The 13607-nt window shown below is 64.2% G+C and carries 6 protein-coding genes and 2 pseudogenes; 1 reads left to right on the top strand and 7 read right to left on the bottom strand.

The genetic code is table 11. The annotated features are described in order from the left end of the window. Positions 1 to 4 precede the first annotated feature (4 nt). Complete coding sequence (locus HYN69_RS08870) at positions 5 to 454, top strand: transglycosylase SLT domain-containing protein (RefSeq protein WP_108435425.1); 450 nt, start codon at positions 5 to 7, stop codon at positions 452 to 454. Here the strand turns inward: HYN69_RS08870 and HYN69_RS08875 are convergent. The 7 genes and pseudogenes from HYN69_RS08875 to HYN69_RS08905 all read right to left on the bottom strand — a co-directional run bounded on the left by HYN69_RS08875 (position 451) and on the right by HYN69_RS08905 (position 13415). Then, entirely contained in the window at positions 451 to 1983 is a 1533-nt protein-coding gene (locus HYN69_RS08875) for a trimethylamine methyltransferase family protein (RefSeq protein WP_108435426.1), read from the bottom strand. The genes HYN69_RS08870 and HYN69_RS08875 overlap by 4 nt on opposite strands. A 227-nt stretch (positions 1984 to 2210) precedes the next feature. Further along, entirely contained in the window at positions 2211 to 3839 is a 1629-nt protein-coding gene (locus HYN69_RS08880; RefSeq protein WP_108435427.1) for an alpha-D-glucose phosphate-specific phosphoglucomutase, read from the bottom strand. Positions 3840 to 3849: 10 nt separating this feature from the next. After that, positions 3850 to 5898, bottom strand: coding sequence for a glycogen debranching protein GlgX (glgX, locus tag HYN69_RS08885; protein WP_108437116.1), 2049 nt, complete (start codon positions 5896 to 5898; stop codon positions 3850 to 3852). Between the two features lie 74 nt (positions 5899 to 5972). Beyond that, positions 5973 to 7405 (bottom strand): annotated as a pseudogene (gene glgA / locus HYN69_RS08890) (glycogen synthase GlgA). A gap of 88 nt (positions 7406 to 7493) precedes the next feature. Further along, positions 7494 to 8764 (bottom strand): annotated as a pseudogene (gene glgC, locus HYN69_RS08895) (glucose-1-phosphate adenylyltransferase). 46 nt (positions 8765 to 8810) lie between these two features. Then, complete coding sequence (gene glgB, locus HYN69_RS08900; RefSeq protein WP_108435429.1) at positions 8811 to 10997, bottom strand: 1,4-alpha-glucan branching protein GlgB; 2187 nt, start codon at positions 10995 to 10997, stop codon at positions 8811 to 8813. Positions 10998 to 11036: 39 nt separating this feature from the next. Further along, the gene (locus tag HYN69_RS08905) at positions 11037 to 13415 is read right to left on the bottom strand and encodes a glycogen/starch/alpha-glucan phosphorylase (RefSeq protein WP_108435430.1); all 2379 of its coding nucleotides are present in this window, start codon (positions 13413 to 13415) and stop codon (positions 11037 to 11039) included. Between the last annotated feature and the right edge of the window lie 192 nt (positions 13416 to 13607).

The raw sequence follows: 13607 nt of genomic DNA on the forward strand, positions 1-13607 counted from the left end.
TCGCATGACCGTCACGACCCGCCGCGCCACGCTTGCCCTGCTGCTGCTTGCGCCGCTCGCCGCCTGCGCCAGCCGCCCGAAAGAACCCCAATCCACCGGCCCGGCCGAAATCAACCACCTGATCGCGCAGTATTCGCGCGAATATGACGTGCCGGAAAGTCTGATCCACCACGTGGTCAAGGTCGAAAGCAGCTACAACCCTGCCGCCCGCAACGGCCCCTACTACGGGCTGATGCAGATCGTCCCGCAAACCGCCGCCACCATGGGCCACCGCGGCCCGCCGTCCGAATTGCTCGACGCCGCGACCAACCTGCGCTACGGCGTCAAATACCTGCGCGGCGCGCTTCTTGTCGCCCGCGGCAACCCGACCCGCGCCTATGACTGGTATCGCCGCGGCTACTATTACGAGGCCAAACGCATGGGCCTTCTGCGCGAAACCGGCCTTCGCGCCTAATACCACATATCCCCTGCGGCAGCCTTTTTCTCCGCCACATAACCATGCAGCGCCTCGCGCATCCCCGCCTCCATCGGCGGCGGCTCGAACTCGGCCAATCGCTTCTTCCACAGCCGGTTCGCCCGGGTCGCCGCATCGGCAGACCCCGCAGCCTCCCATTTCTCGAACGGCTCGTTGTCGGACAGTTCACTATCCCAGAACGCTGTCTCGTAATGCTGCATCGTATGGCTGCAGCCGAAAAAGTGGTTCCCCGGCCCGACCTCGGCAAAGGCCGAAACCGCCAGTTGGTCGTCGTCGATCTTGATCCCGTCCAGATAGGAATGCAGGCTCCCGCACAGATCGGCATCGAGCATGAACTTCTCGTAAGACATGCTGAGCAGCCCGTCCAGAAACCCCGCCGAATGCAGGATGAAATTCGCCCCGCAATGGATCGCGGCCAGCATCGACATGGTGCCCTCCATCATCGCCTGCGCGTCGGGCAGCTTTGACGTGGTGAAATTGCCCGAACAGCGCAAGGGCAGGTTCAACCGCCGCGCCAATTGACCGATCACCATCGACCCGATGGCAGGCTCGGGCGTGCCGAATGTGGGTGAGCCTGACCGCAAACTCATCGACGAAAGGAAATTGCCGAAGATCACCGGCGCGCCCTTGCGCTCCAACTGCGTAAGCGCACAACCCGCCATCGTCTCGGCCAGGGATTGCGCGATTGCCCCCGCACTCGTCACCGGCCCCATCGCCCCGCCAAGGATGAACGGCACCACCACCGCCGCCTGGTTCGCCCGCGCATAGGCCCGCAGACTGCGCGTCATGGTCCCGTCCCAGACCAGCGGCGAATTCACGTTCACATTGCCAAGGATCACGCAATTTGCATCGACGAAATCGCGCCCGAACACGATCCGCGCCATGTCGATGCTGTCTTCGGCCCGCTCCTCGGCGGTGACCGACCCCATGAAGGGCCGGTCCGACAGCTCCAGATGCGCCAGCACCATATCGAGATGCCGCTTGTTCACCGGCACATCCGTCGGCTCGCAGATCGTCCCGCCCGAATGGTGGAAATTGGGGCTGCCCTGCGCCAGCATCACGAAATTACGGAAATCCTCCAGCGTGCCGAACCGCCGCCCCCGGTCGAGGTCCATCACAAAGGGCGACCCGTAAGCCGGCGCAAAGACCACCGACTTGCCGCCGATCAGCACCGACCGCGCCGGATTGCGCGCATGTTGCACAAACTCGGCAGGCGCATCGGCCAGCACCTCGCGCAGCATCCCCGGCTCGAACCGCACAAGGGTACCCGACACCTGCGCCCCCGCACGGCGCCAATGCTCCAGCACCACCGGATCGTCGCGAAACTCCATCCCCGTTTCGGCCAGTATCCGGTCCGCCGCCGCCTCGATGCGGATCAGGTTCTCCTCCGACAGCACGTCATAGGTCGGAATGTTGCGCACGATATAGGGCCGCCCCACCCGCGCGCCCTTGCCCGACCGCTCCGCCTGCCGCGCAGCCCGACCTGACCGCTTCTGTCCCTCGTCCATCGCCCCGCCCCCATGTCGCTTTTCACCAGCCAACGCCGCTTTTGCCCAAGCGTCCGCCAGAAACACGACTCCCCAAGGTCAATTCACGCCAGCCCCTTTCACACTCGCACAAATATCCTCGGGGGGAGAATGGGCCGGCACGGCCCAGAGGGGGGCGGAAAGCCCCCCTTGCGCGCCCGGCCCCTGGCCGGGCTAACAGGCGTGCGGCAAAGCCGCTCCGTTCGGTTTCAGGTCACCACGTCGGGCGTCTCGCGTCCGGTGAACCCCGCAATCCGCGCAATCCCGTGCGCGGCGCGGATCACCGGCGCCAGCGCCTCTTGCGGGTCAAGATTCAGCCCCGCAGGCCCCGCTGCATAGCGTTCAAGGTACAGCCGCAGTGTCGCACCCTCGGTTCCCGTGCCCGACAGGCGCAGAACAAAGCGTGACCCGTCCGAGAACATGACCCGAACACCCTGCTTTTCGCTCACCGACCCGTCCACCGGATCGGTATAGGCGAAATCATCCGCCCCCGACACGGTCATCCCCTCGAAAACCTGCCCCTTCAGCCCCGCCAAAGCCCCGCGCAGCGCCGCCATCATCGCATCGGCGCGGTCAGACGCCACCGCCTCGAAATCATGACGGCTGTAATAGTTGCGCCCGAACCGCGCCCAATGCTCCGCCAATATCTCGGCCACCGACTGTTTCCGAACGGCCAGAATGTTCAGCCACAGCAGCACGGCCCAAAGCCCGTCCTTCTCGCGCACATGGTCCGACCCCGTGCCGAAACTTTCCTCGCCGCACAGCGTGGCGCGGCCGGCATCCAGCAGGTTGCCAAAGAACTTCCACCCCGTCGGCGTCTCGAAGGAAGCAATCCCCAGCGCCTCGGCCACACGGTCCACCGCCGCACTCGTCGGCATCGACCGCGCCACACCAGCCAAGCCCTTGGCATATCCCGGCGCCAGATGCGCGTTGGCCGCCAGCACCGCCAGACTGTCGGACGGAGACACATAGATCCCGCGCCCCACCACCATGTTGCGGTCGCCGTCCCCGTCCGAGGCCGCGCCGAAATCGGGCGCATCCGGCCCCATCATCTCGTCCATCAGCCCCTTGGCCCAAGTCGGGTTCGGATCGGGATGCATGCCGCCAAAATCGGGCAAAGGCTCCTTGTTCACCACCGTCCCCGCCGCAGCCCCCAGACGCCGTTCCAGTATCTCCACCGCATAAGGCCCGGTGACAGCACACATGCTGTCCATCCGCATCCGGAACCCGCCCTGAAACATCGCCCGGATCGCGCCAAAATCGAACAGCGTCTCCATCAGCGCGGCATAATCCGCCACGGGGTCCACCACATCGACGACCATCGCGCCCAACTGCACCCGCCCGACACGCCCCAGATCGATGTCCTGCGCGTCCAGCATCCGGTATCCGGTCAGCACCTTCGTCCGCTCGAACATCGCTTCCGTCACCGCCTCGGGTGCCGGCCCGCCATTGGCCATGTTGAACTTCACGCCGAAATCCTCATCAGGCCCGCCCGGATTGTGGCTTGCCGACATGATGATCCCTCCATCCGTCTTGTTAAGACGGATCAGATGGCTCGCCGCAGGCGTCGACAAGATCGCGCCCTGCCCCACGATCACCCGTGCCGCCCCGTTCGCCGCCGCCATCCGCAAGATCACCTGCGCCGCACGGTCGTTGAAATAGCGCCCGTCGCCGCCAAGGACAAAGGTCTTCCCTTCCGCCCCGACCACATCGAAAATCGACTGGACGAAGTTTTCCAGATAATGCCGCCCCATGAACACGGGCGTCTTCTTGCGAAGCCCCGAAGTTCCGGGCTTCTGCCCCGCGATCGGGCTGGTGGCGACGGTATGGATGGTCATGGCACTCTCCTCATGCGCGGCCCGCCAGAACGGACCGGAATACAAGAACCGCTTGGGCAGGCGCACGGGTTCCCGGCCCCGCCGCCTCGGGCATCGCGGCATCGGGGCGCGTGGAGTCCAGCATCAACTCCCACCCCGCCGCCGTATCGGGCAGACGCAGCACGCATTCCACCCCGGCATTGAACACGGCATAAACCGCATCTGCCCCCGGCCCCCCGCCCTCGGCAGCCCTGCGAAGTTCGACCCCCAGACAGCGAAACGCCGGATCGTGCCAATCTTCGGCGCGCGGCACCTGCCCGTCCGCCCGCCTCCAGATCACATCGGGCAACCCGTCCCCCGGACGCGGCCGCGCGTGCAAGAACCGCTTCTGCCGCAGCACCGGCAGCGCCGCCCGCAGCGCGATCAGCCGCGCCACGAAATCGCACAAGCCCACGTCGCCCGCCGCCCAGTCGATCCATGTCGTCTCGTTGTCCTGCGCGTAGGCGTTGTTGTTGCCGCCCTGGCTGTGCCCGATCTCGTCACCCGCCAGCAGCATCGGCACGCCCTGCGCCAGCATCAGCGTGGCCAGCATGTTGCGCTTACGCAAAGCCCGCGCCGCCAGCACCACGGGGTCGTCGCTCGCCCCCTCGACCCCCATGTTGTCGCTGTGGTTTTCATGGTGCCCGTCGCGGTTCTCCTCGCCATTGGCGAAGTTGCGCTTGAGCGTATAGCTCACCACATCCTCCAGCGTGAACCCGTCATGCGCGGTGATGAAATTGACCGAACTCGTCGCCGCCCGCCCGTGATGGTCGAACCGCTCGGCACTCCCGAGCAATCGCTTGGCCAGATCCGGCGCCATCCCCGCATCGCCCTTCCACCAGCGCCGCACCCCGTCGCGGAAGCGGTCGTTCCACTCCATGAACGGATGCGGATAGCCGCCAAGCTGGTATCCCCCGGGTCCGATATCCCAAGGCTCGGCAATCAGCTTCACATGCCCCAGCACAGGGTCTTGCCGGATTGCATCGAAGAACCCGCCATTGGGGTCAAACCCCTGCGCCTCGCGCCCCAGCACGGTGGCCAGATCGAAGCGGAAGCCGTCGACATGGCCCACCTCGACCCAGTAGCGCAGGCTGTCCATCACCATCCGCAGCACCATAGGATGCGTCAGATCGAGCGTATTGCCCGTCCCCGTGTCGTTCACATAATGCCGCCCGCCCTGCATCAGCCGGTAATAGCTTGCGTTGTCGAGACCACGGAACGACAGCGTCGGACCCCATTCGTCGCCCTCGCCCGAATGGTTGTAAACCACGTCCAGCACGACCTCCAAACCCGCCGCATGGAACCGCCGCACCATCGACTGGAATTCCCAGATCGCCCCCTTTGTCATGTATCGCGGCTCTGGCGCGAAAAACGCGATCGACTGATACCCCCAATAATTCCGCAGCCCCTTGGCCACCAGAAACCGCTCGTCGGCAAAGGCCTGCACCGGCAGCAATTCGACCGTCGTAACCCCCAGCTTGACCAGATGCTCGATCACGCTGTCAGACGACAGGCCCAGAAAACTGCCACGCAGCCCCTTTTCAACGCCCGCGTTCAGCATGGTCATGCCGCGCACATGCGCCTCGTAGATCACCGTCTCGGCCGCAGGTACCATCGGGGGCGCATCGCCCGCCCAGTTGAAACTCGGGTCCACCACCACCGATTTCGGCACGGCAAAGGCACTGTCGCGCGTGTCATAGGACAGATCGCCCCGCGGGCTGCCCACCTTGAACCCCATCAGCGCGTCCGACCACTTCAGCCGCCCCTCCAGCCCCCGCGCATAGGGGTCGATCAACAGCTTGTGCGGGTTGAAGCGATGCCCCTGCTCGGGCGCATAGGGCCCATGCACGCGGTAGCCATACAACGTTCCGGGCATCAACCCGCCGATATGGCAATGCCAGATATCCCCGTCCCGCTCGGGCAAGGCGATCCGCGCCAACTCCTTCCTGCCGTCCGAGGAAAACAGGCACAGTTCCACCCGCTCGGCATGGGCCGAGAAGACTGCGAAATTCACCCCCTCGCCGTCGAACGTCGCTCCCATCGGCCAGGGCCGCCCGGCGCTGACCGTATGCCCCGCCAGCCGCGATTGCAGCGCCACGTTAATCCGCGCAGGGTTCAAAGCACCAACCCGTCATAAAGTGCTGCATAGGCCTTCGCACTCGTCTCCCAGCCCACCGGATGCCGCATCGCATTCTTCTGCACCACTTCCCATTGCGCGCGGTCGGCAAACAACCCGCAGAGCTGTCGCAACGCCTGACCGAATGCGATCGCATCGGTCGGATGAAACTGCACCCCCGTCGCCACCCCCGCCGAAAGTGCTGCGGGCGAGGCGTGAATGACCGTATCCGCAAGCCCCCCCACCGCCGCCACCACCGGCACCGCACCATAGCGCAAGCCATACATCTGCGTCAGCCCGCAAGGCTCGAACCGGCTCGGCACCAGCACGGCATCTGCACCCGCAAACATGCGGTGGCTCAGCGCCTCGTCATAGCCGATCCGCACCGCCACGCGCCCCGCAAACCGCGCCTCAAGCCCCCGCATCGCCGCCTCGAGTGCCGGATCGCCAGACCCCAGCACCAGCAAAGCCCCCCCGCCGCCACGAAATCGGGCACCACGACCGGCAAAAGGTCGATCCCCTTCTGGTCCGTCAACCGGCTGACCACGATGGCAAGCGGCCCCTCGGGCAGATCGAGACCGAACTCGGCACAGATCGCCACCCGATTGGCCGCCTTGCCCTTCAACGCCTTCACCGAAAACGGCACAGGCTCGGCTTCCGGCGACCAGACGGCAGTATCGACCCCGTTCAATATCCCCGAAACATCCGCCCCGCGCGACGCGATCACACCCTCCAGCCCCATCCCGTATTCTTGCCGCAGCAATTCCGCCGCATAGGTCGGCGACACCGTCGTCACCCGATCCGCCGTCACCAACCCCGCCTTCAGGCTCGACAAGCCACCGTAATACTCCAGCGCACCGGGGTGGAACGCCTCGCGCGGCAGGCGCAACGCATCGATCATGCCAGCCCCCGCCCAACCCTGAAACGCCACGTTATGCACCGTCAGAACCGAGGCCACGCCCCCCGTGCCCCCATAGGTCAGGTAGGCCGGCGCAAACCCCGCCTGCCAGTCATGGGCATGCAGCACATCCGGCTTCCAGCCGTCGACGCCTTCCCGCGCGATCCGCGCCCCCACCCATGACAGCGCCGCAAAGCGCAACGCATTGTCCGGCCAATCGCCCCCCGGACCGGAATAAGGCCCACCATCCCGGTCATACAAATGCGGCGCATCGAGCAGCATCACCGGCACCCCGTCCAGCACGCCGGAAAACACAACGCCCCGCCCGCCGAACAGGTCGTCCTCGCCCCATACCTCCTGCAATCCGCCCAGCCGCCCGCGCAAAGCGCGATAGGCCGGCATCAACACCCGCATCTCCCAGCCGACCGCCGCAAGTGCTGCAGGCAGCGCCCCCACCACATCGGCCAGCCCGCCGGTCTTGACCAGCGGCACACATTCCGACGCCACCGAAAGCACCCGCCCCCTGACCGCCATGCCCGTCCCCCGTTCTTCTCGGTTCAAATATCCTGCAGGGGGGTCCGGGGGGACGCAAAGTCCCCCCGGCCTGTCCACCGTCACGCGCTCAAGAAACCGCCCGCGCCCGCGCGTCAAGCATATCCTGCGTGATCAACACGATACCGCCTTCGCTGACACGGAACCACTTGGCATCTTCCACCGCATCCTGCCCCACAACCAGCCCTTCGGGAATGACCACGTTTGAATCGATCACGCAGCGGCTCAACTCGGCCTTGCGGTTCACCGTCACCCGCGGCAGCGCCACGACATACTCCAACGAAGAATAGCTATGCGTCCGGCACCCGGTGAACAGCAGCGAATTGCTGACCGCCGACCCCGACACGATGCAATCGCCCGACACCAGCGAACTGACCGCCGACCCCCTGCGCCCATCCTCGTCATGGATGAACTTCGCGGGCGGCACGATCTCGGAATAGGTCCAGATCGGCCATGAATTGTCATAGATATCCAGCTTGGGCACGAAATCCGTCAGGTCGATATTCGCCTGCCAGAACGCGTCGATGGTGCCGACATCGCGCCAATAGGGTTCATGCTCCAGCCCGCTCTTCACGCAGCTATCCGCAAACTTATGCGCCATCGCTTTGCCGTTCCTGACGATGTCGGGGATCAGGTCATTGCCGAAATCATGGCTCGAATTGGCATCCGCCATGTCGCGCAACAAAAGGTCGCGCAGGAACGCCCAGTCGAAGACGTAAATCCCCATGCTCGCCAGCGCATGCTTCGGATCGCCCGGAATATGCGGCGGGTTCTTCGGCTTTTCCAGAAACGCCGTGATCCGCCCCGCCTGATCCACATCCATCACGCCGAACGCCGTCGCCTCCGCCACCGGCACCGTCAGACAGCCGATCGTCACATCGGCCCCGGTCTCGACATGCTGGCGCAGCATGATCTCGTAATCCATCTTGTAGATATGGTCGCCCGCCAGCACGACGACATATTTGATCCCGTAGCTGTCGACGATATCGATGTTCTGCGCCACCGCATCCGCCGTGCCAAGATACCACTTGGTCTCGTCCACCCGCTGGCTCGCAGGCAGGATATCCAGATACTCGTTCCGTTCGGCGCGGAAAAAGTTCCATCCCCGCTGGCAATGCCGGATCAGGCTGTGCGCCTTGTACTGCGTCGCAATCGCCATCTTGCGGATCCCGCTGTTAAGCGCATTCGACAAAGCAAAGTCGATGATCCGCGTCTTGCCGCCGAAATAGACCGCCGGTTTCGCCCGCCGGTCGGTCAATTCCTTCAACCGGCTGCCCCGCCCCCCGCCAATACAAAAGCCATCGCCTGAGAAGACAGTCGCGCATTCGGTCTCGGTGTCATCATGTCCCTAGCCCCTCCCGTGGCTGCGGGTTTTCCCCGCCGTAATTCAAGCCTTCCTGAAATAGACCGCCGACAAGGGCGGCAGCGTGACGACCGACGATTGCGCCCGCCCGTGCCACTCCATGGCCTCACTCTCGACCCCACCCAGATTGCCACGGTTCATCCCGCCGTAAACCGCCGCATCCGTGTTGAGGATTTCGTCCCAATGCCCCGCTTGCGGCAAACCAACGCGGTAGCGCCGCTCGACCGGCGTCAGGTTCACCACCGCCACCACCGCCGGATCGCCCGCCTCGCCCTTCCTGACCCACGCGTAAACGCTCGCTTCCGCATCGTTGCTCTCGATCCACTCGAACCCCTCTGCCTTCGTGTCATTCACATGCAAAGCGCGGTTCTCGCGGTAAACCCGGTTCAGATCGCGCACCAGCGACTGCACGCCGCGATGTTCGGCAATCTCCAACTGGTGCCAGTCGAGGCTTTGCTTGTGGTTCCACTCGGCCCCTTGGGCAAATTCGCAACCCATGAACAAAAGCTTCTTGCCCGGATGCGCCCACATGAACCCGTAATAGGCCCGCAGGTTGGCGAATTTCTCCCAATCCCCGCCCGGCATCTTGGTCAGCATGCTGCCCTTGCCATGCACCACCTCGTCATGGCTGATCGGCAGGATGTAGTTTTCCGACCACGCGTAATGCAGGCCGAATGTCATCTGGTGATGGTGATACTGCCGGTAGATCGGGTCTTTCTCCATGTAACTCAGGGTGTCGTTCATCCACCCCATGTTCCACTTGAACCCGAACCCCAACCCCCCGTGGCTGACTGGCCGCGACACGCCCGGAAAGGCCGTGCTTTCCTCGGCCACCGTCACGATACCCGCCACCTCGCCGTAAGCCACCACGTTCATGCGTTGCAGCAGAGCAATCGCCTCGTAATTCTCGCGCCCCCCGTCCTTGTTGGGGATCCACTCGCCATCCTTGCGCGAGTAGTCGCGGTACAGCATCGACGCCACCGCATCTACCCGCAGCCCGTCGAGATGATATTCCTCAAGCCAATACAAAGCGTTGGAGACAAGGTAATTCGCCACCTCGACCCGCCCGTAATTGTAGATCAGCGTGTTCCAGTCCTGATGGAACCCCTCGCGCGCATCGGCATGTTCATACAAAGCCGTCCCGTCGAACCGCCCCAGCCCGTGCGGATCCGAGGGAAAATGCCCCGGCACCCAGTCGAGCAGCACACCCAACCCTTTGCGATGCGCCGCATCGACAAAGGCCCGGAATTCTTGCGGAGTCCCGTGCCGGATGGTCGGCGCGAACATGCCCACCGGCTGATACCCCCAAGACCCGTCGAACGGATATTCCGACACCGGCAGCAGCTCGATATGCGTGAACCCCATGTCGGCGGCATAGCCCACCAATTGGTCGGCCAATTCCAGATAAGACAGCATCCTGTCCCCCGGCGCGCGCCGCCACGACCCCAGATGCACCTCATACACACTCATAGGCGCATCGATGGAATGCCGCGCCCCCCGCGTCGCCATCCAGTCGGCGTCGTTGAATTCCCCCGTCACCCGCCGCACCACGCTCGCATTGGCCGGAGGATGCTCTGACCCGAAGCCCACAGGGTCGGCCTTCAGCGGCCCGACATAGCCGTGCTGGCCACGGATCTCATACTTATAGGTCACACCATCGCCCAGACCCGGCACAAAGGTCTCCCAGACCCCCGTAGCACCGCGCCGCCGCATCGGATGGCGCCGCCCGTCCCAGACGTTGAAATCGCCCACCACCGAAACCCGCTCGGCATTCGGCGCCCAGACGGCGAAATGCACACCCTCCACGCCCTCATGCGTGATGATATGTGCGCCCAGCACCTGCCACAGCCGCCTATGCGTGCCCTCGCCCAGCAGATATTCGTCCATCTCGCCCAGCACGGGACCAAAGCGGAACGGATCGTCGAACTCCCAGACCGTCCCGCCCCCCTCGGCCCGCAGGCGATAGTCTTGCCGCTTGGGCAACGCCGCCACGAACAGCCCCGCGCATTCCGGCACGGGAACCGCATCGACCTCGGTTCCCTTGGCCAGCAGAACCGTCAACCGCTCGGCACCCGGGACGAAAGCCCGCACCACCACGCCCTTGCCAAAGCCGTGCGGGCCCAGCACCCCGAACGGGTCGCCATGACGCCCCTCGCAGATCGCCCGCGCCGCCTGTGGCTCGAACACACCGTCAATCCACGCTTCGGTCATAGGCATCCCCTCCCAAGGCCTTCGCCCCCGATCCGCGCCTTACAGCGCAGACCGGACGCCCCAGATTTCATCCATGTAGCTGCGTATCGTCCGATCTGACGAGAAAAATCCCGACCGCGCCGTATTCATCGCAGCCATGCCCGCCCAACGGTCGGGATCGGCGTAAACCTTGTCCACCTCTCCCTGCACGGCATGGAACGCGTCGAAATCGGCCGCCACAAGGAAATAATCGTGATGCCAGACGCGGTGCACCAACCCATGGTAGCGGTCCGGCTGGGTCGGACTGAACCGCCCCTCGGCAATCATCTGAAGCACGTCCTGCAAAACCTGCGACGCCTCGATGGCTTTTCTCGACTGCTCGGGGTCCTCGCGCCGCTTCATCACCTCGTCCGCCGTCAGCCCGAACAGGAAGAAATGCTCTGCCCCCACCTCTTGCAGGATTTCGACGTTCGCCCCGTCCAGCGTGCCGATGGTCGGCGCGCCGTTCATCATGAACTTCATGTTTCCGGTGCCGCTGGCCTCTTTGCCCGCGGTCGAAATCTGCTCCGACAGGTCGGACGCAGGGATCAACCGCTCGGCCATGCTGACGTTGTAATTGGCCGGATAGACGATCTTCAGCAAATCGCCGGTCACCGGATCGTTATTAACAACCTCGGCCACATCGTTGATCAGATGGATGATTTCCTTGGCCACCGCATAGCCCGGCGCCGACTTGCCTCCGAATATCTTGACCCTCGGCACCCAGCCCGCCTTGGGGTTCGCCCGTATCGCATGCCAGCGCGCGATGGTTTCCAGAATGTTCAGCAACTGCCGCTTGTATTCGTGAATCCGCTTGATCTGCACGTCGAACAGCGCGTCGGGCGACACCTTGACCCCGCATTCCGTGCCGATCCAGTTCGCCAGATCGACCTTGTTCGCCCGCTTCGCCGCCCCGAACGCATCGCGGAACGACCGCTCCTTGATATGCGGCTCCAACTCGCGCAGCCGGTCGAGGTTGTCTTCCCACCCCGCCCCGATCGTCCCCGTAATCAGCCCCGCAAGCGGCCGGTTCGCCATCTTCAGCCAGCGCCGCGGCGTCACCCCGTTGGTCTGGTTGATGATCCGCCCGGGGTGCAGCTTGTCCAACTCGGGGAACAGGTTCTTCTTGACCAGTTCCGAATGCAGCGCCGAAACCCCGTTCACCTTATGCGCCATGATAAAGGCCAACTCGCCCATCCGCACCTCGTGATGCTTCACGATGCCGATGTAATGCGGGCGGCTGTAATTCTCGTCCTTGTGCCACGCATCGATCCGCTCCACGATCTGCATATGCCGTGGCAACACGTTGCCAAAGGTGAAGGTCGCCCAGCGTTCCAGCGCCTCGGGCAGGAGCGTATGATTGGTATAGCCCAGACAGCCCCGCGCGGTTTCCAGCGCATCGGCGAATTCCATCTGATGCTCATCGACCAGCAAACGCACCAGTTCCGGCCCCGCAATCGCCGGATGGGTGTCGTTCATCTGGATCGCGGCATATTTCGGCAGGTCGCGCAGGTTGGTATGGGTCGCCATGAACCGGCGCAGAATGTCCTGCAACGCGGCAGAGGTCAGGAAAAACTCCTGCTTCAAGCGCAATTCCTTGCCCTGATAGGTCGTGTCGTCCGGATACAAGACCCGCGAAAGCGTCCGCGCCAAAGCCTCCGGCTCGGCCGCAGCCGCATAATCCCCGCGATTGAACCGCTCCAGATCGAACATCGTCGTCGGTTTCGCCGCCCAAAGCCGCAGCGTATTGGCCCATTTGCCCTGCCAGCCAACCACCGGAGTGTCATGGGCTTCCGCCAGCACGGTTTCCCCCGGCACCCAGACCTCGCGGCCCCCGACCATCTCGACCGCCCCCTTGAACGGGATGGTATAGCTGCTCTCGGGCCGCGCGAATTCCCACGGATGCGCCTGTGACAGCCAGTCCTCGGGCGTCTCCACCTGCTGCCCGCCCTCGAACCGCTGCCGGAACAGCCCGTGCTCGTAGCGGATGCCATAGCCGTAAGCGGGGCACCCCAGCGTCGCCATGCTTTCCATGAAGCACGCCGCCAACCGCCCGAGGCCGCCATTGCCCAAAGCCGCGTCCGGCTCGTTCCCGACAATGGCACGGAAATCCTGCCCGAACCCCGCCATCACCTCTTCGGCCGCATCCCGCAGCCCAAGGTTGACGGTCGCATCCTCGAGTATCCGCCCGATCAGGAACTCCATCGACAGGTAATAGACCCGCTTCCTGTCCTCGGCCCAGGTCCGGCGGGTCGAGGCAAACCACGGCTCGACGATCCGGTCGCGGATCGCGAAAGACAGCGCCATGCGCCAATCGTAAACGCTCGCGTTGGGGGCATCCTTGCCCAGCGTAAAGGTCAGGTGGCGGGCAACATCGGCCTGCAGCAGGTTGGGGGTCATCGAAAGATCGTTCACGTGCTCATCCGCGCTAGGGCCACAATTACCTCCCCAGCCTAACCCGCACCGATGTGCGGTCAAGCGGGGCCAAGACAAAGGGAAGCTCCGATACGTCCGTTCCGTTCCCTCAAACCGCTTTAAGGCCTAGCGCATTAAACTGCGCCCGTCACCCCTGAAATTCCGCAGAAAATCCTT

Origin of the sequence: Gemmobacter aquarius, assembly GCF_003060865.1 — a bacterium.
Lineage (GTDB): Bacteria > Pseudomonadota > Alphaproteobacteria > Rhodobacterales > Rhodobacteraceae > Paragemmobacter > Paragemmobacter aquarius.